Origin of the sequence: Marinobacter sp. M5B (genome assembly GCF_042604615.1) — a bacterium.
GTDB classification, from domain to species: domain Bacteria; phylum Pseudomonadota; class Gammaproteobacteria; order Pseudomonadales; family Oleiphilaceae; genus Marinobacter; species Marinobacter salarius.
This window is the reverse complement of record NZ_CP156894.1, coordinates 4,169,418-4,190,640: the sequence shown is the minus strand read 5'-3', so window position 1 is coordinate 4,190,640 and position 21,223 is coordinate 4,169,418. Positions and strand designations below refer to the sequence as shown.

20 protein-coding genes are annotated in these 21,223 nt (G+C 59.3%); 13 read left to right on the top strand and 7 right to left on the bottom strand.

Annotated features, from left to right (window positions below):
* Nucleotides 1–61: 61 nt before the first annotated feature.
* From AAGD24_RS19055 to pilG, 3 genes are read right to left on the bottom strand one after another with little or no spacing between them, the layout of a single operon-like run.
* Nucleotides 62–607: a chemotaxis protein CheW gene (locus tag AAGD24_RS19055; RefSeq protein ID WP_007154226.1), complete on the bottom strand. Its 546-nt coding sequence runs from the start codon at nucleotides 605–607 to the stop codon at nucleotides 62–64.
* 20 nt (nucleotides 608–627) lie between these two features.
* A complete protein-coding gene (gene pilH / locus AAGD24_RS19050; RefSeq protein ID WP_007154227.1) occupies nucleotides 628–990 on the bottom strand; it encodes a twitching motility response regulator PilH in 363 nt (120 codons plus the stop codon).
* Between the two features lie 32 nt (nucleotides 991–1,022).
* Nucleotides 1,023–1,415: a twitching motility response regulator PilG gene (gene pilG / locus AAGD24_RS19045; protein WP_007154228.1), complete on the bottom strand. Its 393-nt coding sequence runs from the start codon at nucleotides 1,413–1,415 to the stop codon at nucleotides 1,023–1,025.
* 295 nt (nucleotides 1,416–1,710) lie between these two features.
* Between pilG and gshB the strand changes: the two genes are divergently transcribed.
* The 8 genes from gshB to AAGD24_RS19005 all read left to right on the top strand — a co-directional run bounded on the left by gshB (nucleotide 1,711) and on the right by AAGD24_RS19005 (nucleotide 8,660).
* Complete coding sequence (gene gshB, locus AAGD24_RS19040; RefSeq protein ID WP_075194698.1) at nucleotides 1,711–2,658, top strand: glutathione synthase; 948 nt, start codon at nucleotides 1,711–1,713, stop codon at nucleotides 2,656–2,658.
* 39 nt (nucleotides 2,659–2,697) lie between these two features.
* Nucleotides 2,698–3,564, top strand: a complete 867-nt coding sequence (locus tag AAGD24_RS19035; protein ID WP_085678515.1) for an energy transducer TonB — start codon at nucleotides 2,698–2,700, stop codon at nucleotides 3,562–3,564.
* The gene (locus AAGD24_RS19030) at nucleotides 3,561–4,127 is read left to right on the top strand and encodes a YqgE/AlgH family protein (RefSeq protein WP_036211379.1); all 567 of its coding nucleotides are present in this window, start codon (nucleotides 3,561–3,563) and stop codon (nucleotides 4,125–4,127) included. Before AAGD24_RS19035 ends, AAGD24_RS19030 begins: the two co-directional genes overlap by 4 nt.
* On the top strand, nucleotides 4,120–4,560 hold the full coding sequence (gene ruvX / locus AAGD24_RS19025; protein ID WP_041333003.1) for a Holliday junction resolvase RuvX: 441 nt from the start codon (nucleotides 4,120–4,122) through the stop codon (nucleotides 4,558–4,560). The genes AAGD24_RS19030 and ruvX overlap by 8 nt, the downstream gene beginning before the upstream one ends.
* Before the next feature lie 32 nt (nucleotides 4,561–4,592).
* Complete coding sequence (gene pyrR, locus AAGD24_RS19020; RefSeq protein ID WP_036211374.1) at nucleotides 4,593–5,102, top strand: bifunctional pyr operon transcriptional regulator/uracil phosphoribosyltransferase PyrR; 510 nt, start codon at nucleotides 4,593–4,595, stop codon at nucleotides 5,100–5,102.
* Nucleotides 5,103–5,133: 31 nt separating this feature from the next.
* Nucleotides 5,134–6,147 carry an aspartate carbamoyltransferase catalytic subunit gene (locus AAGD24_RS19015; protein WP_036211371.1) on the top strand — a complete coding sequence of 338 codons (1,014 nt, stop codon included), beginning with the start codon at nucleotides 5,134–5,136 and terminating at the stop codon, nucleotides 6,145–6,147.
* The gene (locus AAGD24_RS19010; protein WP_075194701.1) at nucleotides 6,144–7,415 is read left to right on the top strand and encodes a dihydroorotase; all 1,272 of its coding nucleotides are present in this window, start codon (nucleotides 6,144–6,146) and stop codon (nucleotides 7,413–7,415) included. The genes AAGD24_RS19015 and AAGD24_RS19010 overlap by 4 nt, the downstream gene beginning before the upstream one ends.
* A 321-nt stretch (nucleotides 7,416–7,736) precedes the next feature.
* A complete protein-coding gene (locus AAGD24_RS19005; RefSeq protein ID WP_379867372.1) occupies nucleotides 7,737–8,660 on the top strand; it encodes a putative solute-binding protein in 924 nt (307 codons plus the stop codon).
* 40 nt (nucleotides 8,661–8,700) lie between these two features.
* Here AAGD24_RS19005 and AAGD24_RS19000 read toward each other — a convergent pair whose 3' ends face one another.
* Complete coding sequence (locus AAGD24_RS19000) at nucleotides 8,701–8,973, bottom strand: HU family DNA-binding protein (RefSeq protein ID WP_041336490.1); 273 nt, start codon at nucleotides 8,971–8,973, stop codon at nucleotides 8,701–8,703.
* Nucleotides 8,974–9,263: 290 nt separating this feature from the next.
* Here AAGD24_RS19000 and AAGD24_RS18995 point away from each other — a divergent pair, with 290 nt between their 5' ends.
* Nucleotides 9,264–10,328, top strand: coding sequence for a hypothetical protein (locus AAGD24_RS18995; RefSeq protein ID WP_075194702.1), 1,065 nt, complete (start codon nucleotides 9,264–9,266; stop codon nucleotides 10,326–10,328).
* Between the two features lie 25 nt (nucleotides 10,329–10,353).
* A complete protein-coding gene (locus AAGD24_RS18990) occupies nucleotides 10,354–12,414 on the top strand; it encodes a TRAP transporter large permease subunit (RefSeq protein WP_075194703.1) in 2,061 nt (686 codons plus the stop codon).
* A 10-nt stretch (nucleotides 12,415–12,424) separates the two neighbouring features.
* On the opposite strand, the gene AAGD24_RS18985 is transcribed toward AAGD24_RS18990, so the two are convergent.
* Nucleotides 12,425–13,384, bottom strand: a complete 960-nt coding sequence (locus tag AAGD24_RS18985; RefSeq protein ID WP_036211352.1) for an AraC family transcriptional regulator — start codon at nucleotides 13,382–13,384, stop codon at nucleotides 12,425–12,427.
* A 415-nt stretch (nucleotides 13,385–13,799) separates the two neighbouring features.
* Between AAGD24_RS18985 and AAGD24_RS18980 the strand changes: the two genes are divergently transcribed.
* The 3 genes from AAGD24_RS18980 to AAGD24_RS18970 are packed head-to-tail and all read left to right on the top strand — an operon-like array spanning nucleotide 13,800 to nucleotide 19,577.
* Nucleotides 13,800–14,990 (top strand): efflux RND transporter periplasmic adaptor subunit, encoded by a 1,191-nt coding sequence (locus tag AAGD24_RS18980; protein ID WP_075194704.1) that lies wholly within the window; start codon nucleotides 13,800–13,802, stop codon nucleotides 14,988–14,990.
* Entirely contained in the window at nucleotides 14,987–18,190 is a 3,204-nt protein-coding gene (locus AAGD24_RS18975; protein ID WP_075194705.1) for an efflux RND transporter permease subunit, read from the top strand. Before AAGD24_RS18980 ends, AAGD24_RS18975 begins: the two co-directional genes overlap by 4 nt.
* Nucleotides 18,183–19,577: an efflux transporter outer membrane subunit gene (locus AAGD24_RS18970; protein ID WP_379865981.1), complete on the top strand. Its 1,395-nt coding sequence runs from the start codon at nucleotides 18,183–18,185 to the stop codon at nucleotides 19,575–19,577. The genes AAGD24_RS18975 and AAGD24_RS18970 overlap by 8 nt, the downstream gene beginning before the upstream one ends.
* 18 nt (nucleotides 19,578–19,595) lie before the next feature.
* Here the strand turns inward: AAGD24_RS18970 and nfsA are convergent, their stop codons facing one another.
* Together nfsA and AAGD24_RS18960 are read right to left on the bottom strand one after the other, a co-directional pair.
* Nucleotides 19,596–20,333, bottom strand: a complete 738-nt coding sequence (gene nfsA / locus AAGD24_RS18965; protein WP_041336492.1) for an oxygen-insensitive NADPH nitroreductase — start codon at nucleotides 20,331–20,333, stop codon at nucleotides 19,596–19,598.
* 124 nt (nucleotides 20,334–20,457) lie between these two features.
* Nucleotides 20,458–21,075, bottom strand: coding sequence for a PEP-CTERM sorting domain-containing protein (locus tag AAGD24_RS18960; protein ID WP_083637149.1), 618 nt, complete (start codon nucleotides 21,073–21,075; stop codon nucleotides 20,458–20,460).
* Nucleotides 21,076–21,223: the final 148 nt, after the last annotated feature.

Genomic DNA, 21,223 nt, shown 5'->3' with positions numbered 1-21,223 from the left:
GCAAGTTTGTTTCTGCGGGCGTTGGGCAGGCGGGAAGATGTTCCTGCCAATGTCACCACCCTTACCATTGCGCTACATCCAGGAAGCGTTCGTCACCGAGAAGCTCGGCGGCGGAAAACACTTTCCAGACTTCCTCGTTACGCTCGTAGCCGCCATTCACAAACGGCTGAACGCTTGCAGGCACATCCTGTGGCGATGCCACGAAGCTGTCCACTGCGAAATACTGCATGCCTGAGACGCTGTCGACCACCAGGCCACTGAATACGTCCCCCTGTTCGACAACCAGCACCCTGCGTTCGCGGGTGCTGCGAGAAGAACGGGGAACTTCAAAAAAGCCGGCAAGGTCGACCAGTGGCAGGAGGCGGCCACGCACGTTGGCAGCGCCCATCATAAACGGATGAACCCCCGGTATGTGGGTATAGCGGGGGACATGGAGAATTTCAGTGACTTCACCCATGGGCGCTACGTAACGCTCACCCGCCAGAACAAATCCGATTCCGTTCCAGAGTTCAACGGCTTCCTGTTGTTCCGGCAGACCGGCAGCCATGGCTCGGCTGCGTCGGGCGATATCCGTCAGAACGGCAAAAGGGGCGGCCTGGGCGGACATGCTTACTCCACGGTTGGGGATCAGGCAATCAGGCTATTGATTGTTTTGATCAGGTCGTCTTCAACGACAGGTTTGACGAGGTAACCCTTTGCACCCTGGCGTGTTCCCCATACGCGGTCTGTTTCCTGATCCTTGGTGGTGACAATCACCACCGGAATGGAAGCGGTTTCCGGGGCGCGGGTCAATTGACGAGTTGCCTGGAAGCCGTTCAGGCCGGGCATGACGACGTCCATCAGGACCAGATCTGGTGTTTCAGCGCGTGCCTTGGCAACGCCGTCGGCGCCGTTGTCAGCGGTCAGCACTTCGTGCTTGTGCTTTTCCAGAATGGTCGAGATTTTCTTAACCTCGGTCGGGGAATCATCAACAATCAGAATGCGGGCCATGGTGTCCTCAATAGTTCTTTGCTGCAGCAGTTTTATTGTTCCGCCTGGGGAACATACTGGCGAATCGTGTTTAGAAGCTCGTCCTTGCTGAACGGTTTGGTCAGATACTGGTCTGAACCGACAATCCGGCCTTTGGCCTTGTCGAACAGTCCGTCTTTGCTGGAGAGCATGATGACCGGCGTCTTTTTGAAAGAGGAGTTGTTCTTGATCAGTGCGCAGGTCTGGTAGCCGTCCAACCGGGGCATCATGATATCGACGAAAATGATATTGGGTTGGGAATCGGCGATTTTCGCCAGAGCGTCAAAGCCATCCGTTGCGGTAATGACTTCGCAACCGACTTTCTTAAGAAGGGTTTCGGCGGTGCGACGAATGGTCTTGCTGTCGTCGATCACCATAATCTTCAGATTCTCGAAGTTGTCATCCATTGTCCAACTGCCTTGCGCTCAGCGACTGTCGTTATTTTCAACCGGGGTTTTTAACACAAACATTAACGATGTTCTATAAATCCCGCTCATTTATAGAGTATTGGCGGCCGGATAAAAAGTATAACTTTGTGACCAAATGTACTTCTGCCCGGAAAGTCACGTAATTGATACGGGATTTCTCCGGATGCATTCGCGGCTCGGGTACAATACCATCTGTGTCCACAGCATAGCACTTATTCCCAGGATCGCTCTGCAGACCGGTTCGTGTTTTCAACCTTTTACCTGGCGAGGCAATATGACAGTCCGACTCGGCATCGTGATGGACCCCATCGAAAAGATCCATTTCAAGAAAGACAGCTCTCTGGCCATGTTGCTGGCGGCGCAGAAGCGGGGCTGGGAAATCGAGTACATGGAGCTACCGGACCTGTACCTCAAGGGCGGACAGGCGAGGGCGCGAACCCGTGACCTGACCGTACACCTGGACCCACAAGACTGGTTCGGTTTTGGTGGCGCCCAGGACCGGGCGCTTGGTGATCTTGACGTCATCCTGATGCGTCAGGACCCACCGGTGGACCGGGAGTTCCTGATGGCCACGTTCATTCTGGAAATTGCCGAGCAGCAGGGCGCCCTGGTGGTCAATCCGGCTTCCACGCTGCGGGATTGTAACGAAAAGCTGTTCGCCGCCCAGTTTGAGGACTGCACGCCGCCGTTGATCGTTACCCGCTCGGCTGAGCGACTCAAGGAATTCTACGCCGAGCATGGTGATGTCATCATGAAACCGGTGGACGGTATGGGCGGGCGCTCCATCTTCCGGGTCAAGGAAAACGACGACAACCTTGGGGTGATTATTGAAACCCTGACCAACTATGGCGCCCACCAGGCCATGGCGCAGAAATACATACCCGAGATCAAGCAGGGCGATAAACGCATCCTGCTGATCGACGGCGAGCCGATTCCCTACGCGCTTGCGCGTATCCCCTCTCAGGGTGAAAATCGTGGAAACCTGGCCGCTGGCGGGCGAGGAGAGGGTCGTGAACTCACGGTACGCGATCGGGAGATCTGTGACCGTGTGGCGCCAGTGCTCAAGGAAAAAGGGCTCATTTTTGTCGGCATCGACGTCATCGGTGACTACCTCACTGAAATCAATGTCACCAGTCCCACCTGTATTCGGGAACTGGATGCCGCCTACGACATCGATATTTCCAGCCAGTTGCTGGATGCCATCGAGCGCCGTCTGAAATAATGACCTCCAGCCAGGTCTAACCGAGGGTAAATAGCAGGAATGGCAGTACAGGTCAGCGATTTTGATCGGTTTTCGTTCACGCTCTTCATGGCGCTGGCGCTCCACGCCATCGTGGTGCTGGGTATTACCTTTGCGCCCGAGTCTCCGCGCTCCTCGGCTCAGACCATGGAAATCACACTTTCCCAGTTTGACGACGAAACCGATCCGGAGGAGGCTGATTTCCTGGCCCAGACCAGCCAGAAAGGCAGTGGTACCGAGGATGAGCCGGTGGAGATGACCACGCCGCAGCCTTCCGACGTCAGCCAGCCGGAGGTCGCTGAGGTTCAGCCGGAACCTCCGTCTCGTGTTGAGCCCAGGCAAGAACAGGAACAGCCGGTGGTGCAGACACAGGCTCAGAATGAACGCCAGGTATCAGAGCCCTCGGCAGCGGAACCAACATCGGAAGAGCCGCTACCAGTGAAGGAAAAGAAAAGCCTGATGGAGCGCAGCCTGGAAATTGCCAGTCTGGAGGCGCGGTTTGATCAGCAGCGCAGGGCCTACGCCAAGAAACCCCGGGTCATGCGGGTAACCGCGGCCTCGACGTTGAAATCGACCAACGCCTGGTACGTTCAGAACTGGGTCAGCAAGGTAACCCGTGTCGGCAATATCAACTATCCTACCGAGGCCAGGCGAGCCGGAATCTATGGCACTCTGCGGATGCTGGTTTCCATGAGGGAGGATGGCACAATAAAGGAACTGGCTATACTCGAATCATCTGGCAGTAGTGTGCTTGATGATGCGGCAATACGCATCGTGAGAATGGCAGCACCTTTCGCGCCTTTCCCGGATGAGATGCGAGAGAATGTCGATGAACTGGAAATTATCCGCACCTGGGTATTCGAACGGCGGGGGCTGACATCGGGATGACAGCATCAAAACACTCTCCACACAGTCTGCGGCACCAGTTTCTGGTGGCGTCTCCTTATTTGCAGGATCCACGTTTCCACGGTGCAGTGATCTATCTGTGCGAGCATTCGGATGAAGGCGCCCTGGGGCTGACGGTGAACCACCCTCTGGACATCCACCTGGGGGAAATTCTGGAGCAGCTGGACATGGAGGGTGGCGAGCTCGACGTGCCAGTATACGGAGGCGGCCCGGTTCAGCCCGAGCGCGGGTTTGTGCTGCATTCCCCGGACGCAGGCTGGCAGAACACTGCGCAGGTGGCTGACGACGTCTTGCTGACCACCTCCCGTGACGTGCTGTCTGACATTGGTGCAGGCAGGGGGCCGAAGAATTACCTCGTGTGCCTGGGCTATGCCGGCTGGAGTGAGGGACAGCTGGAAGAAGAGCTCTCCAGCAACGCCTGGCTGACCTGCCCCGCCACCGCCGATATCCTGTTCAGGACACCCTGGGAAGACCGGTATCAGGCCGTGCTCAAGCTTATTGGCATTGATCTCAACCAGCTCAGTGAGTTTGTGGGCCATGCCTGAGGCTGGCAACCGGCGTGTAATGGCGTTTGATTTTGGTACCCGCCGGATCGGTGTGGCCAGTGGTCAGGAAATTCTGGGGACTGGCAAGCCTCTGACCATGCTGCCGGCCCGTGATGGGGTTCCCGACTGGGAACAGATTGGTCGGCTGTTGAAAGAATGGCAGCCGGACCGGGTGCTGGTCGGCCTGCCCCTGAACATGGATGACACTGAAAATGACATGTGTGCACGGGCGCGGAAATTTGGCAAACGCCTGCATGGTCGCTTTCACGTCGAGGTTGAGATGGTGGACGAACGTCTCACCAGTTTTGAGGCCAAGGGCGATGTAATGGCGTCCGGTGGCAGCCGTGATTTCGGTCGCGATGGCGTCGATGACCGCGCCGCCGTTCTGATTCTGGAAACCTGGTTTCACCAGCAGGAGTCTCGTTCGTCCTGACCGGGCCCGGGCTGCTGACTATGGGGATTTAAATGACTGCATTGCTTGAAATCGACCGGCTGCTGGATGACCTGGAAGCTGGCCTGCGCAAGAAACTGGAAGAGCGGGGCGTAACCTCCCCGGCGCTCATTGGCATTCGTACCGGTGGTGTCTGGCTGGCGGATGTCATGAGTAAACGCCTGGGTCTCCAGGAACCCTGGGGGGAACTGGATATTTCCTTCTACCGTGACGACTTCAGCCGCATAGGGCTGAACCCGAAAGTGAAGCCCTCCAGCCTGCCGTTCAGCACCGAAGACCGAGACATTATCCTGATCGATGACGTGATCATGAGCGGCCGTACCATTCGCGCGGCCATGAATGAAATCTTCGATTATGGCCGGCCGGCGAGTATCATCCTCGCCACGTTGGTGGATCTGGGCGCTCGGGAGCTGCCCGTTCAGCCAGATGTAACCGGACGGGTGCTTGCCCTGCAGTCGCATCAGCGTGTCAAACTGCGCGGGCCGGACCCACTGCACATAGAACTCCAGGAAACAGGCCACTAATCAGCGAACGCATAACATCAACAGGCGACCCATGACGGCAACCGATCCCTCACAAACCTCCCTGCAGCTGACCGCGGACGGCCAGTTACGCCATTTCCTGACCCTCGACGGTCTGAACCGCGCGCTGCTGACGGAAATCCTGGATACCGCGGATTCGTTTATCGAAGTGGGGGAGCGCAGCATCAAGAAGGTGCCACTGCTGCGGGGTCGCACCGTGGTCAACCTGTTCTTCGAATCTAGTACCCGCACCCGCAGCACCTTCGAACTGGCCGCCAAACGGCTGTCCGCCGACGTGCTCAATCTGGACATCAACACGTCCGCAACGTCCAAGGGCGAATCCTTGTCGGACACACTGCTGAACCTGGAAGCCATGGCCAGCGATATGTTCGTGGTGCGCCACTCCCAGAGTGGTGCCCCCCATTTTATCGCCGAGAGCGTTACCCCTGGAGTTGCCATCATTAATGCCGGCGACGGCCGCCACGCCCACCCAACCCAGGCCATGCTGGACATGCTCACCATTCGCCAGCACAAGGGCGGATTTGAAGGCCTGAAAGTGGCGATTGTCGGTGATGTGCTGCACTCGAGGGTGGCCCGTTCCCAGATTCGTGCCCTGAATGAACTGGGCGCCGCTGAAGTGCGCGTTATTGCGCCCGCCACCCTGCTACCAAGGGACGTTGAGAGCCTGGGGTGCACTGTGGAATATGACATGACCCGGGGTATGAAGGATCTGGACGTGGTGATCATGCTGCGCCTTCAGAAAGAGCGCATGGAGGGTGCACTGCTGCCCAGCGAACGCGAGTTTTACCGGCTCTACGGCCTGAATCAGGAGAAGTTGGCGCTGGCCCATCCTGAATGCATCGTCATGCACCCGGGGCCGATCAACCGGGGTGTGGAAATCGAGTCCGCAGTCGCCGACGGGCCACAATCCGTGATCCTCAATCAGGTCACTAACGGTATCGCCATTCGTATGGCGGTGATGTCCATGGCCATGGGAGGTCAGATGGCCGAGCGCAGTCGCAAACTGGCGGGGAGGGCCCAGGGATGAGCAGCCTTAAGATTATCGGTGGCCGCCTGGCCGACACCAACGCTGAAACCACCGTTCTGGTCCGTGACGGGCGAATCGCCGCCCTGGGTGAAGCGGCCGAAAAGGAACCCGCCGACCACGATTTCGACGCCACAGGCTGCCTCCTGACACCCGGATTTGTGGATCTGTGCTGCAACCTGCGTGAGCCGGGCAACGGCCAGAAAGGCAATATTGCCTCGGAAAGCCTCGCCGCCGCTCATGGCGGCTTCACAACCCTGTGTGCCTCACCGGACACCTCGCCGGTCAATGACTCCGGCGCGGTGACCAACCTGATCCTGGACGTGGCCGCGAAGCGCTCTTCGGTGCGGGTATTGCCGGTTGGCGCAATAACCCGTGGCCTGGAAGGCGAACTGCTCAGTGACATGGCCGGCCTGGCCGGTGCTGGCTGTATCGCACTGGGCAATGGAGCCCGCCCGGTGAAAAATGCCAGAGTGTTGCGCCGTTGTATGGCCTATGCCCGGACATTTGGCCTGACGGTGATGTTCAGCCCCGAGAACCAGGCGCTGGCAGCGGACGGCTACGCCCACGACGGCCTGGTGGCTTCGCGGTTGGGCCTGCTGGGTATCCCGGAGGTGGCGGAAACCGCCGCGATCATGGAAATGCTGTTGTTGGCGGAGGAAACCGGGGTTCGACTGCACCTTGGCCAGCTTTCCTGTGCCCGCAGCGTGGAAATGCTGGCCGATGCCCGCAAACGTGGCATTGCAGTGACCGCCGATGTGGCCATGCACCAGTTGATGTTCACCGAGGACGCCCTGTCAGGATTCGACAGCCGCTATCACGTGCGACCGCCACTGCGCTCTGAAAAAGACCGCCAGGCGTTGCTCGGCGGTGTGCGGGATGGCGTGATCGACGCCATCACCAGCCAGCACCAGCCCCACGATTCCGCTGCCAAACAGGCGCCTTTGGCGGCGACGGAACCGGGCCTGTCCACCATCGAAAGCACGCTGTCTATGGGGTTGTTGCTGGTCGAACGTGGCGAGCTGGACATGGCTAGCCTGATCCGCTCGCTGACTGGTGGCCCGGCTGAAGTGATTGGCCGTTCTGCCGAGCTCCGGCAGGGTGCGGTTGCAGACCTGTGTGTGTTTGACCCCGATGCCACCTGGGTTCCCAACGACAGCAGCCTCAGCTCTGTTGGGCGTCATGTGCCGCTGCCAGGAAAGGCCCTCCCGGGCGTTGTTCGCCTGACTCTGTGCGATGGGCGGCAGGCGTGGCCTCAATCTGACCTGTAGCTCCCGCCTTCATATCGCTTCATATTGGCAAAGTGTGGCAGAGGTTGCGTAACCTCTGTCGAGCCCGTCACAGTTCCTTACCTTTTTGCCCCAGAGCCCTTGAAGACAGGCACCTGTGCCAACGTATTCTTACCATCGCCGGCATAGTCTCGGCGAAGGAATGCGGTGACCTGTGCACATGTGGATGTGCCGTCGCCCAACAATAATAATTCAGGAGTCATCCCCGTGAAATCAGTCAACCTCCCGCGAAAGGCCACTGCGGTGGCAGCCCTGTGTGCCACTCTTGCGTTGTCGCCGTTCGTCCAGGCGGAATCAGACATCATGGAGCGAAGCTTCTGTGTGTTTGATCCGGTCGGTGCCAACGGTCCCCTGTTTGCCATTACCAAAACCTTCCAGCCGGTAGCCCTTAAGGAAGGTATCAAGCTGGACCTGCGTGCTTATACCGACGAGAAAGTCGCGGCCGAGGACTTCAAGGCCGGGCAGTGCGATGCGGTTTTGCTCACCGGTACCCGTGCCCGCGAATTCAACAAGTTTACCGGTACCCTGGAAGCCATGGGCGCTGTGCCCGGTGAAGAGGAAATGCGGCTGCTGTACAACACCCTCAGCCAGGAAAAGGCACGCCCGTTTCTGATTGATGGCGATTACGAAGTAGCCGGCGTGTTCCCCGGTGGCGCGGTGTATCTCCACACCCGGGACCGGGCCATTGATTCGGTGGAAAAGCTGCAGGGCAAGCGCATTGCCACACTGGATTTCGACACCGCGTCCGTGCGCATGGTTCGCCATGTGGGGGCGTCCGTGGTGGGCTCCAACTCCGCCAACTTTGCGGGTAAGTTCAACAATGGCAGCGTCGATCTCGCTTATGCCCCAGCAGTTGCCTATTCCCCCCTGGAACTCTACAAGGGCGTGAACCCGAACGGTGGTGTGTTCAAGTACGCCCTGGCCTACATGAACTTTCAGGTGATTATCCACCGTGACCGCTTCCCGGACGATGCTGGCCAGATGGTGCGTGACCAGGCCATCAAGCGTATCGACGAGGCTTACGAAATCATTGCTGAAGCCGAAGCCGGTATCCCCGATGACGTATGGATGCATCCGCCACAGGAAGACGTTGCCGAATACGACAAGATGTTGCGCAAGGTGCGGTTGTCGTTGCTGGAGGATGGTATTTACGACGAGCGTGCGATCAGCCTGATGAAGGCGATTCGCTGCCGGGTGGATGGTTCCCGTTCGGAGTGCGCCTCCTGAGCCGATAACGGAAGGGGGCCACGCGGCCCCCTGTTGATCGCTAGCGGATGGAGTCTTTCAGCGCCTTGCCTGCCTTGAATCCGACAGTTTTGCTAGCGGGTATCCGGATGGTTGCCCCTGTTTGAGGATTACGGCCATCGCGCGCCTCGCGGCTGCGGATGTTGAACGTTCCGAAACCGATCAGGGTGGTATCTTCGCCACGGGCAGCGGCTGCAGAGATCTGGTCAGTGAACGCGGTAATAACTTCGCTGGCTTTGTCCCGGGACAGTCCGGTTTTATCCGCAACGGCGGCGGCAAGTTCAGGTTTGCGCATCGGGTACTCCTTGTTGTCGTTTTTGATCACTGGCCGGCGGGTGCGACACCGCCGACTGATCAAATCTATAGCGGTTTGTGAAGCAATGTGCAAACCGACCGTTAGCATGCATTTGATTCACCGTGTCCATTTGCGGGACGGGTCTCATAAAAACAGGGAGTTGTCGGCGATAATGCCGTCTCGGTTACAAACCGTAACAGATTGTGAGTGCGGCCTCGGCCTGGTGACGCTCCGGTTCTGAACCAACGCTCCGAACAACAAAAACGCAGAAGAGTAGAAGGTACAACGTTATGACGAGTATTCAGAAACCTGTCAGTCAGGCTCATCGGGGCAATACACGTTTCCGTAGTGCAATGGCCGCTGTGCTTGCCAGTGTGGTTTTGAGTGGTTGTGGTGTCGTCAACAACATGATCTATAAAACCACCGGCGACGTGATGCAGGGCTTTTCCCGCAATCACACCGTGCCCTATCTACTGGAAAGTGACGACCTCGCCATGGGGTGCGCCATGAGTGAGGCCACCGCGCCCCTGCTGATGTCTTTTGGCCGGGTTACCAGTGAACCTGACCAACTGGCGGTGATGCTGTACCTCTCGGCTGGCGGGTGTGCAGAGGAGCAGGCACGGGAACACGAACTGGATGGTCTGGCCGCCCTGCGTGCGATGGACGCGGAAGAAGCGGAAGACGCCATGATTCGCCAGAAGCGCGCGCTTTCCCTGGCCGCCAAACGCTATCACCGGGGCTGGAAGCACCATAACGCCTTCTATGGCAAACCCGATGCAGGTGAGTGCCCTGATTTCGATGACGACCTGGGCGAGTTCATCTACATGGCGGGCTTGTTGTCGGGCTTGCAGGCCCTGAACGCTGAAATTCAGTCCACCTCGTCCATTGGCGTCCCCAAGAACATCGGCTCCACGGTTTCTCGCGCGACCCGTTGTCTGGAAAACGACAAATGGTGGGGGGCTCCCATGGCACTGCGTGCGACGGTCTGGGCAATGATTCCTGGAGCACTGCCAGAGGGCGAGGATCCTTTTGAGCGGCTGGAAATTGCCGACGCGCAGGGCGAGGAAGCCGGTGTCAGGATCAGCCACGTGTTCCACGCCATCGCGGCCCAGAACAAAGGTGACGAAGAACGCCTTCGCGATGTGATCCGTAGCCACGCTCAGGCCATCGAGGAAACACCAGCGAACGAGGAGTGGGTCTTTGTCGATGCGATGGCCACGGACATGATTGTGGCGATCTCCGATCGGCTGTGGATGGAAAATACCGGGCACCGGACGCCCATGGGGCAACTGGGTACCTTCTGGGACGACGAGAAGGAAGCGGTCGAAACCATGGATCTGGACGATCTGCTGTAAATCAATGTTCCCAGAGTGAGCTGTTATGTCCCAGGGTGGTTTTCGACGTAATGGGTTGGAGTGGTTGTCCTCTCTGCCGGCCTGTCTGCTTTTGCTGTCGGTGGTGCTGTTCTCCACCAGTAGCGACATCCACAATCAGATGCTGCGTGGCGGCGAGCAATTGTGGAGCGGCTACTACAAGCTGAGAGTCGACCCGGTACAACCCACCTGTGACCCGAACGTGGACATCGACGCCGCCGTTCAGGAAGAGTTGGCGAAAGAGGGCTCCGACAATCCCATGGCGGCCCTGCTGGGAGAGTCGGAAAAGGACCCGGATGAAGTTCGCCTGGCCATTGAACGTTCGGTGGCGGATTGCCGCCAGAGCTACCAGAGTTACGAGAACCTCAAAGACAAGCTTACTCCCGGCGTAAAAGCCTACCGGGCAGTGGAGCTGTTTGTGGCCGACCTGATTGCCTTCGGCCTGGAGTCCCAGCGCTACATACTGGTGATCCTGGTAATGCTGTGCGCGGTGACCGCCACCCTGACTCGCCACCACATTGCCATGCGGGCCATGGAAACCCGCCTGGACTACATGGTTTCCCACACGCTGCAGACCGTCGCCAATGCCATGCTCCTGGGGTCCAGCGTGATCTTCCGCCAGTCCAGTTTTGGCGCCGACACCACCATGTCGTCCGATGAGCTGTTGCTCCATAACCTGTGGATTACCGGTTTTGCCGCATTGACGCTCACCAGCCTGTATCGGCTCGTCAGGGTGCCGGATGACCTGAGGGAAGGCGGCGATCTGAACAAGGCCTTCCTGGCGGTGCCTCTCTATACCGTCATGTGCCTTATCTCGGGGACTTACTTTGCGCTGATTGGTCACGCCTCCGGTATCGGTATCTATCTGGGCAAAATGATGGAGCTCTCCGACATGTTCCTGAACGTCGGGCTTTACGTGTGGGTAGGCATGATGCTGAAGCAGACGCGCCTGGCCACCCTGGTGTTCAATGTCTTCCGGCCCTGGCGCATGCCACCTGAAATGCTTGCTGTTGTAGCGGTGTTGGTGGCTGCGGTGCCCACTGCCTACACTGGCGCGTCGGGGATCTTTGTCATTGCGGCCGGCGCGGTTATTTACAGCGAACTACGCGCTGCCGGCGCCCGCCGTCATCTGGCCCTGGCGGCAACCGCCATGTCCGGGTCCATGGGTGTGGTCCTGAGGCCCTGCCTGCTGGTGGTGGTCATTGCCTACCTGAACCGGGAAGTCACCACCGACGAGTTGTTTGGTTGGGGTATATGGGTGTTCGTGCTCACCGCGACCATGTTCACGGTGGTGGCCCTCACGGTGAACCGTCAGAGCAAGTTCAATCTGGCTCCGGCCTCCACGGCCTTTCCACCCATGATGTCAGCGTTGAAGCATCTGATCCCTTATGCGCTGGTCATCGCTGCGGTGGTACTGCTGTACCGTTTTGCACTGGATGTGCAGATGGATGAATTCTCTGCCCCTCGGCTGTTACCGGTGATCATGCTGGCCATCCTGCTGTACGAACATGTCAGCCTGAAAAACCGCAAAGGCCGGGCCAGTGGCGAGATCAATCACCAGGGCCTGGAACGCAGCTTGCGCTCGGCCACCAACGACACCACGGCGGAAATCGGCGCGCTGTTGCTGCTGCTGGGTTTGTCGGTCAGTATCGGCGGGGTGATCGAACGCTCCCATATTATGGGAACCTTCCCCCAGGCATTCGACAGTGCCTGGTCTGCCATGCTGCTGATGGTGCTGATCCTGGTGGTGTTGGGCATGATCATGGACGCCTTCGGCGCCGTTATCCTGGTGACCGCCACCGTGGCCACCATCGCCTACAGCAGTGGCATACACCCGATTCACTTCTGGATGGTGACCCTGGTCGCCTTCGAGCTGGGTTACCTGAGCCCGCCGGTGGCGCTGAACCACCTGTTGACGAGGCAGGTTGTCGGGGAAGCGGAAGTGCTGGCAGCACAGCAGGAAGAGGGCACCTTCTACCAGCGCCACGAGCGTATCATCATGCCACTGATTGCCATGGGCATTTCACTGGTACTGGTAGCGTTTGTGCCACTGCTGTTCTACGCCTGAGTGTGAGGGGTCAAACTGGCTCTGCGGTCCGGTGTTCGCCACGCAGAAGCGTAACGTCGGCCCTGGGCGGTGCACCGAACAGGCGGCTGTACTCGCGGCTGAAATGCGAAGGGCTTTCGTAACCCACCCGATAGCTGGCGGTGGCAGCCTCAAGCCCCTCGGTCAGCATCAGGCGCCGGGCCTCATGCAGACGCAGCTTCTTCTGGAACTGCAGTGGCGACATCCGGGTCACCTGCTTGAAACTATGGTACAGGGTGGATTCGCTCATATTGGCCGCTTCCGCCAGTTCACTGATTCGTAGCGGTTCGGCGTAATGATCCTTCAACGTCGAGATAACCGTGGAAATGCGGTGTGCCTGGGAATCAGCGGCCGCAAACTTACGCATCCGTGACCCCATCTCGCCAATCAGAGCGCGATAAATGATTTCCCGCCGAGCCAGGGGTGCCAGAATAGGAATATCACCGGGCGAATCCAGCAGGCTGAGCAGCCGGTAGAGCGCGCTCTGCATCCGTTCATCCATCGACGACATACACAGGCCGCATTGCACCTCCGGGCAGGATTCGGTCGGGTGCAGCGGGGGTGCCTTGTCACCCAGTTCGAGCACCAGCTCCGCCACTTCCTGAGGGTCTACCTTGAGCTTTACCGCCAGATAGGGGTGTTCCTCCGAGGCATCAACAATTCGCCCCAGTACAGGCAGGTGGACTGAACTGGCCAGATAGGACAGGGGCTGGTAGGTGATCTCGCGGTCACCCAATTGGATGGTCTTGGTGCCCTGAATCACGAAACACAATGAAGGTTCATAGACACTGGAACCGCAGCTGGACGGTTCGTTGCAGCGTATCAATTCCAAGCCATCAATGGCTGAACCCTGAATGCCCTGGTGTGTCGTCCATTGACTGGCGACACGGGCGAGCTGTTGCTGCAGATTGAGCGTGAGATTTCCGGAAATCTCAGGAACGTTGGCAGTCATCGGTGGGTCTCCCTTTGGCGGCAGTATAATCCTTCATAACCTGAACTGTACGGGTTCTCAGGCATTTTCTGCAGGATCAGGCAATGACCACGCAGAAATTGGCAACCCGGCCTCTCCGGCATAAACCATGCCGGCAGAATCGGGCAAGCTTCCCGCAGTAACCCGATACCGCTTTATGCCTTCCACTGGATATTGTTGTGCTCCCGTTGGGTAAACATTACCCGATCCGATTAACCGGCGCTATGTCACCCATAGCCAGCATCTCGATTCAAGGTTATTGACCTCAAGTTAACTTGAGGAAATAAGCTTCGTGTCGAATTCGTTTTACCCCAAGCGACTTAACAAGCGATCCAACCGATTACTTGGCAAAAACGGGAACGCCCACAAGGTGAACCCGATAGCGGAGCGAGAAACCATGGAAAGTCTGACTGCAAAACCGTTCAGAGGGTCTGGCCGTTTACTGGGCCTGGCTGTAGCGATCACTGTTTTATTGACCGGCTGCGAGGCGCAAAGCGATGAAGCTGCAAGCATGCCGCCTCCGCCGGAGGTGGATGTGGCGGAAGTGGTCGTGGAACCGGTCACTCTCTGGGAATCATTCACAGGCCGTGTGGCATCGCCGGAAACGGTGGACTTGCGGCCTCGCGTCAGTGGCTACATCGACAAGGTGGCCTTTGAGGAAGGCGAACTGGTGCAGGCCGGCGAGCTGTTGTTCCAGATAGATCCACGTCCGTACGAAGCCCAAAAGCAGGCGGCGAGTGCCGAACTGGCGCTGGCCAACAGCCAGCTTGATCTGGCCAGAAGTGAAGCCGGCCGGGCCAAGACGCTGCTGGAAAGCCGGGCAATATCCCGTGAGGAATACGATCAGCGCAATACCGCGTTGATGAGCGCCCGGGCCCGTGTACAGGCTGCCCAGGCCGCGCTGGATACCGCCGAGCTGAACCTGCAGTACACTCGTGTAACTGCACCCGTCAGTGGCCGGACTGGCAGGGCCCTGGTGACCCAGGGCAACCTGGCGAACGCCGACCAGAGCCTGCTCACCACGGTAGTTTCGGTAGACCCGGTGCACGTGTATTTCGAGGCCGATGAGCAATCGGCGTTCAGTAGCCAGCAGCTGCTTGCCAATGGTCAGCCCAGGGATGTGCGCATTTCACTGGGTGGCGAGGATGGCCGTCAGTACCAGGGCAAGCTGGATTTCGTCGACAATCACCTGAATCCGGGGACCGGCACCCTGCAGTACCGTGCCGTGCTCAACAACCCGGACGGCCTGATTAAACCCGGCCAGTTTGCCCGTGTGGAAATGCCCGTGGCCGAGCTGGACCAGGCACTGCTGGTCAACCGCAAGGCGGTGCTGACCGATCAGGACCGTCGTTTCGTCTACGTGGTGGATGAACAGGATCGGGTTGCGCCCCGGCAGGTCACTACTGGCCGTCAGGTGGATGATCTCCAGGTGATCCGTGAAGGTCTCAACCATGGCGATCTTGTGATCATCAATGGTGTGCAGAAGGTGTTTGGCGCTGGTATGCAAGTCAAGCCGCAGCTGGTTGCCATGAAAGAATCCGACCAGGGAGAAGGCACCGTTGCCGTCGCCCAGGAGCTGGCGCAATGAATATCTCCCGATTCTTTGTCGACCGGCCGATATTTGCGGCGGTGCTGTCCATCATCATCTTTGCCATCGGGTTGATTTCGATTCCGAACCTGCCGGTCAGCGAGTACCCGGAAGTGGTGCCTCCGTCGGTGGTCGTGCGCACCGTCTACCCTGGCGCCAACCCCAAGGAAATTGCCGAAACCGTGGCCACACCGCTGGAAGAAGCCATCAGTGGTGTCGAAGACATGATGTACTTCAAGTCTGTGGCGGGCTCGGACGGCGTTCTTCAGATGACCGTCACCTTCCGGCCAGGCACCGACGCTGAGGAGGCCACCGTGCGGGTGCAAAACCGTGTCAGCCAGGCCCAGGCCCGGCTGCCGGAGGAGGTTCGGCGCCAGGGTGTGACCACCCAGAAGCAGTCGCCCACGTTCCTGATGGTGGTGCACCTGACATCACCGAACGGCACCTACGATACGCTCTACCTGCGTAATTACGCGCGGTTGCATGTGCGCGACCGACTGGCCCGGATTCAGGGCGTTGGCGACGCGCAGATATTCGGTGGCGGTGATTACGCCATGCGCGCCTGGCTGGACCCGGACCGTATTGCGGCCCGTGGCCTGACGGCGAGCGATGTCGTCCGCGCCATGCGTGAGCAGAACGTACAGGTGTCTGCCGGCCAGATTGGCGCGGAACCGGTGCCGGACAGCGACTTCCTGACACTGATCAACGCCCGTGGCCGACTTGAAACCGTGGAAGAGTTTGGTGACATCGTGCTCAAGCGCGGTGACAACGGCGAGATTCTGCGCCTGGAAGACGTGGCCCGGTTGGAAATGGGGGCCGGTGACTACACCCTGCGCTCGCAACTGGATGGCAAGGATGCGGTGGCCCTGGGTGTTTTCCAGGCGCCGGGCGCCAACGCCCTGGAGATCCGCGACGAAGTGATCGCCACTATGGATGAACTGTCTGCCCGCTTCCCGCAAGGGGTGGAGTATGAGGCGGTTTACGATACTACGATCTTCGTCAGCGACTCCATCAAGGCGGTCATTGCCACCCTTCTGGAGGCGGTGTTGCTGGTGGTACTGGTGGTCACGCTGTTCCTGCAGACGTGGCGGGCGTCGATTATCCCGTTGCTGGCGGTACCAGTGTCGGTCATTGGCACCTTCGGCGCGCTATACCTGTTGGGCTACTCCATCAATACCCTGACGCTGTTCGGCCTGGTGCTCGCGATCGGTATCGTGGTGGACGACGCCATCGTGGTGGTGGAGAACGTCGAGCGTAACATCGAGGAAGGCCTGAAACCGCTGGCGGCGGCTCATCAGGCCATGAAGGAGGTCTCTGGCCCTATCATTGCGATCGGTCTGGTGCTGTGCGCCGTGTTCATTCCCATGGCGTTCCTCTCCGGGGTTACCGGCCAGTTCTACCGGCAGTTTGCGGTGACCATTGCCATTTCCACGGTAATTTCCACCATCAATTCGCTGACCCTGTCGCCGGCGCTGGCGGCGATGCTGCTGAAACCTCACAGCGCCCCCAAGGACCGACTGCAGCGTGTGATCGACGCGTTGTTTGGTTGGCTGTTCCGGCCCTTTAACCGCTTCTTCAACGCCAGCGCCGAGAAGTATCAGGGTGGCGTGTCCAGTTCCCTGCGCCGGCGCGGTGCGGTGTTTGTGGTATACGCGCTGTTGCTGACAGGTACCGGGCTGATGTTCAAGGCGGTGCCGCCGGGCTTCATCCCCATCCAGGACAAGCTCTACCTGATGGCGGGCGTGAAACTGCCGGAAGGGGCCTCCCTGGAGCGTACCGATCAATTGCTCCAGAAAGTCACCGACATCGCCATGGAAACTGAAGGTGTGGCCAACGCCGTGGCATTTCCCGGCCTGAACGCACTGCAGTTCACCAACACCTCCAACACCGGTGTGGTGTTCTTTCCCCTGAAGCCGTTTGACGAGCGCAGCCTCAGTGCCGGGGAGATCAACGCCCAGATCAACCAGAGAATCAGTGGGCTGAAAGAAGGCTTTGCCTTCTCCTTCATGCCACCGCCGATCCTGGGCTTGGGCAATGGCTCCGGCTATCAGTTGTTCATCGAGGACCGTGGGAATCTCGGTTACGGGGCCCTGCAGAACGCGGTGAACCAGTTCCAGGGGGCCATCAGCCAGACACCGGGCATGGGGTATCCCATCACCAGTTACCAGGCCAATGTGCCGCAACTGGATGCGGAAGTGGACCGGCTCAAGGCCAAGGCCCAGGGCGTGCCCCTGACTGAAGTGTTCGACACCCTGCAGACCTACCTGGGGTCCACCTATGTCAACGACTTCAACCGGTTTGGCCGTACCTGGCAGGTCATCGCCCAGGCAGACGCCCCCTACCGCGACAGCGTGGAGGACATTGCCCGCCTGCGCACCCGTAACGACCAGGGCGAGATGGTGCCGATCGGCTCGATGGTGAACATTCGCCAGAGCTTCGGACCGGACCCGGTATTGCGTTATAACGGCTACCCCGCAGCGGATATCGCCGGGGAGGCGGACCCAAGGGTGCTGTCATCGGCCCAGGCCATGGATACGCTGACAGCGCTGGCGGACCAGGTGCTGCCTGCCGGAATGGCGTTTGAATGGACCGACCTGAGCTATCAGCAGGCCACCCAGGGTAATGCCGCGCTGGTGGTGTTCCCGCTTGCCATCCTGCTGGTGTTCCTGGTTTTGGCAGCGCTTTATGAGAGCTGGACCCTGCCGTTGGCGGTGATCCTCATCGTGCCCATGTGCATGCTCTCGGCATTGATCGGCGTGTGGTTTAGCGACGGGGACAACAATATCTTTGTCCAGGTGGGTCTGGTGGTGTTGATTGGCCTGGCCTGCAAGAACGCCATCCTGATCGTGGAATTTGCCCGCGAACTGGAGCTTCAGGGGCGGAGCATTGTGGAGGCGGCGCTGGAAGCCTGCCGGTTGCGGCTGCGGCCCATCATCATGACCTCCATCACCTTTACCGCTGCGGTTGTGCCCCTGGTGCTGGCCACCGGCGCGGGAGCCGAGGTGCGTGAGGCTCTGGGCACGGCCGTATTTGCCGGCATGATCGGGGTCACCCTGTTTGGCCTGTTCCTGACTCCGGTGTTCTACGTGGCGCTGCGCAAGCTTTCTGGAAGCCACCCGCTGAAGAGCCATCATACATCCACACTGTCTTCCGATGACGGCGATAGCGAAGACGCATTGCCAGGAGGTAGCCATGCTTAAAGTCATCACCATGACGGGGGCTCTGGCCCTGTTAACAGGATGCGCCGTGGGCCCGGATTACCAGGCCCCGACGACGCCGGAACCGAATGCGTTTTCGGAAGGGCGAACCATGGTTGCCGGTGGAACCGATCAGCAGCGTTTCTGGCAGGGATTTGATGATCCTTTGCTGGCACGCCTGATTGATGATGCCCTGGTCGCCAACCTCAGTCTGGAAGGCGCCGTCGCTCGCTATGAGCGCGCGGCCGCCCTGCTGTATGGCGCCGAGCGGGATCAATGGCCCAGCGTCACGGCCAGCGCCTCTGGCGCCGAACAGTATCTTGCGGATATTGAGCAATCTCCCCCCGGTGCCGGGCCAGAACGGGTGCAGCGTTACCAGGCTGGCGTTGCCGCCAGTTGGGAGCTGGATCTGTTCGGGCGCCTTCGCCGTGCGACGGAGGCCCAAAGGGCGGAACTGGAGGCAGCCGGTGCCGATCTCGGTGCCGTTCAGGTAGCCATCGCGGGCCAGTTGGCCAGCAGCTATTTTGAGCTGCGAGGCCTTCAGCAGCAGTATCAGGTTGCCCTGCAGAGTGTGGCTTTGCAGCAGCAGTCACTGGACATCGTGGAAGCCCGGGTAAAGGCCGGGCGTGGTACCGAGTTTGATCAGGTCCGTGCCCGTGCCCAACTGGAACGGACCCGGGCCGAATTGCCCACCCTGCAGGCGGGGATACGAGGGGCCATGCACCGCATTTCCGTGCTGACGGGCCAGCCGCCGATGGCGCTTGTCGATACGCTGTCACCTCGTGGAGCGCTGCCGGAAACCCTGCCGACGATTCCCGTGGATAGCCCGGGGGAAGTTCTGCGCCGCCGCCCGGATATCGCCGCTGCTGAGCGACGCCTGGCGGCCTCCACCGCCCGCATTGGGGTGGCCACCGCTGACTTGTTCCCTCGCTTTACCCTGAGCGGGCTAATCGGTTCCGTTGCCGGCGACACCAGCGATCTGTTCACCGGTCCGGCGGAAACCCGACGCGTTGCCCTGGGCATTGACTGGACTTTCCTGGACCACGACCGGGTCAAATCCCGTATCGAGGCGGCAGGAGCCGATAGCCGTGCGGCATTGGCCAGCTACCAGCAAACGGTGCTGGAGGCCCTGGAAGAGGCAGAAACGCGGCTGGTGCGTTATCAGCGAGCGCAACAGCGGGAAGAGCGGCTGGAACAGGCGATGAATAATGCCGAGCACGCCGTGGAACTGGCCCGGGCTCGCTATGAAGAAGGGTTTATCGGCTATTTCGAGGTGCTGACGGCGGAACAGGAGTTCACCGCCACCCGGGATGCGGCCGTGCGTAGCCGCACAGCGGTCACCCTGGCGATGGTGGATGTCTACCGCTCGCTGGTAGGTGCGCCGGGGTAAGTCTCCCGGCGATCCTGATTACTTCATCTCGAAGCCCTTGCCGCGCAGGAAATCCCGCATGTGGGGGCGCAACTTGGATGTAAACAGTGGTTTCAGCTGTTGCGACCAGTTGGTGTCCTTGGTGCCCCCGGTGCGGGCCTGGTAATAGGTGTTCATGGTGGTGTCGAATTCCGCCACCAGTTCCGGATCGCGTTCGCTTTGGTAATAATCCTCTTTGAGGATGGACGCCAGTGGCAGTCTCGGTTTCACCTCGGGTGCCTGGTCCGGATACCCCAGGCACATACCGAACACCGGATATACATGCTCCGGCAGACGTAGTAGCTCGCTCACCTCCGCTGGGTTGTTACGTATGCCCCCGATATAACACAGGCCCAGCCCCGCCGATTCTGCTGCGGTGGCAACGTTCTGGGCCACCAGGGCAGTATCGATGCTGGCCACCAGCAACTGCTCGGTCATCCCGCGGACTACCTCGGCACCTGCGCGTTCCGCGGCATCCGTGGCCCGTTTCATGTCTGCGCAGAACACCAGAAAATCTGAACTTTCCGCCACATAGCGTTGGCCGCCACTCAACTCCGCAAGGGCCTCTCGGTTGTTCGGATCGACCACATGGATAATGGAGTAAGCCTGCACATGACTGGACGTAGCGGCGCTCTGGCCAGCCCGGATCAGTTCCTCGAACAGCTCGCGGGGAATCCTGCGGTTCTGGAACTTGCGGATTGAACGGTGTGATTTAAGAAGCTCAATGGTGGGATTCATAGCGCCCTTCAGCATGACAACGGAAAGCGCTTATCCTGCCATTGGCGGGCGATGATGGCAAAAAGGGCCCCGCAATCATCATTACGGGGCCCTTTTAGAGGTCGAGCGTTTTTTTAGCCAGCGACTAGCGGCGACGGCGAAAGCCCAGGCCGAGCAGACCTAGCCCCATCAGCGCCAGCGTGCCCGGTTCAGGGACCTGTGCGGTTACTCTTACGTCGTCGAGGAAGTTGCCGACGGTGCCATCCGGGCTCACGGAAGTGAACTTGATGGTGGTTTCCAGAGCGCTGGCAATGAAGCTTCCTGAGAAGATGCTCCAACCACTCGTTACATGATCATTCAGCAGCGAATCGGCACTGTTTCCATTGGAAATCAGGGACAACATGAAGCTTTCAGAGTTGTTCTGGCGAGCGCGGTAAGCAAAGCTCAGGTCATAACGCTGGCCAATGGTGGTATCAATGGTCTGGTAGATGCCAAATGGGCCATCCATGTCCGGGTGGGCATTCAGCTCGGCAAACTGGCTGCCGTCATAAGCGTTCACGCTGTTGAAGCCACTCTCCCAGATTTCAATGTTGCTGCCGGTCCAGCCAGCGACCTGGTCAGATGTAAAAAACTGCCAGGTGCCCGTAGTCACGTTGGGGTTTTCGAAGCTGCCATTCTCGATCAGGTTAGCGGTTGCCGGAGCGGCGAATGCGAGGCCTGCGGCAAGGATGCCCAGTGTGGCGATACGGTTGATAATGCTCATGTGGCCTTTCCTTAATGGTCATCAGTGTTGATCTGCACTGATAAAAGCAACATGCGGGCCACTGTCAAAAATTCTCCTTGAATTCAGATGCCACGATGATTTTTGAGCGCAACCTTGAAGGCAGTGTGTAAAGAATTCTGACAGGCCG

Coding starts and splice junctions, on each gene's coding strand:
- AAGD24_RS19055 (WP_007154226.1), bottom strand. CDS start 607: ATGTCCGCCCAGGCCGCCCCTTTTGCCGTTCTGACGGATATCGCCCGA.
- pyrR (WP_036211374.1), top strand. CDS start 4,593: ATGACTGCATTGCTTGAAATCGACCGGCTGCTGGATGACCTGGAAGCT.
- pilG (WP_007154228.1), bottom strand. CDS start 1,415: ATGGATGACAACTTCGAGAATCTGAAGATTATGGTGATCGACGACAGC.
- gshB (WP_075194698.1), top strand. CDS start 1,711: ATGACAGTCCGACTCGGCATCGTGATGGACCCCATCGAAAAGATCCAT.
- AAGD24_RS18980 (WP_075194704.1), top strand. CDS start 13,800: ATGGAAAGTCTGACTGCAAAACCGTTCAGAGGGTCTGGCCGTTTACTG.
- nfsA (WP_041336492.1), bottom strand. CDS start 20,333: ATGAATCCCACCATTGAGCTTCTTAAATCACACCGTTCAATCCGCAAG.
- pilH (WP_007154227.1), bottom strand. CDS start 990: ATGGCCCGCATTCTGATTGTTGATGATTCCCCGACCGAGGTTAAGAAA.
- AAGD24_RS18990 (WP_075194703.1), top strand. CDS start 10,354: ATGTCCCAGGGTGGTTTTCGACGTAATGGGTTGGAGTGGTTGTCCTCT.
- AAGD24_RS19030 (WP_036211379.1), top strand. CDS start 3,561: ATGACAGCATCAAAACACTCTCCACACAGTCTGCGGCACCAGTTTCTG.
- AAGD24_RS19035 (WP_085678515.1), top strand. CDS start 2,698: ATGGCAGTACAGGTCAGCGATTTTGATCGGTTTTCGTTCACGCTCTTC.
- AAGD24_RS18995 (WP_075194702.1), top strand. CDS start 9,264: ATGACGAGTATTCAGAAACCTGTCAGTCAGGCTCATCGGGGCAATACA.
- AAGD24_RS18975 (WP_075194705.1), top strand. CDS start 14,987: ATGAATATCTCCCGATTCTTTGTCGACCGGCCGATATTTGCGGCGGTG.
- AAGD24_RS18960 (WP_083637149.1), bottom strand. CDS start 21,075: ATGAGCATTATCAACCGTATCGCCACACTGGGCATCCTTGCCGCAGGC.
- AAGD24_RS18970 (WP_379865981.1), top strand. CDS start 18,183: ATGCTTAAAGTCATCACCATGACGGGGGCTCTGGCCCTGTTAACAGGA.
- ruvX (WP_041333003.1), top strand. CDS start 4,120: ATGCCTGAGGCTGGCAACCGGCGTGTAATGGCGTTTGATTTTGGTACC.
- AAGD24_RS19000 (WP_041336490.1), bottom strand. CDS start 8,973: ATGCGCAAACCTGAACTTGCCGCCGCCGTTGCGGATAAAACCGGACTG.
- AAGD24_RS19010 (WP_075194701.1), top strand. CDS start 6,144: ATGAGCAGCCTTAAGATTATCGGTGGCCGCCTGGCCGACACCAACGCT.
- AAGD24_RS19005 (WP_379867372.1), top strand. CDS start 7,737: ATGGAGCGAAGCTTCTGTGTGTTTGATCCGGTCGGTGCCAACGGTCCC.
- AAGD24_RS19015 (WP_036211371.1), top strand. CDS start 5,134: ATGACGGCAACCGATCCCTCACAAACCTCCCTGCAGCTGACCGCGGAC.
- AAGD24_RS18985 (WP_036211352.1), bottom strand. CDS start 13,384: ATGACTGCCAACGTTCCTGAGATTTCCGGAAATCTCACGCTCAATCTG.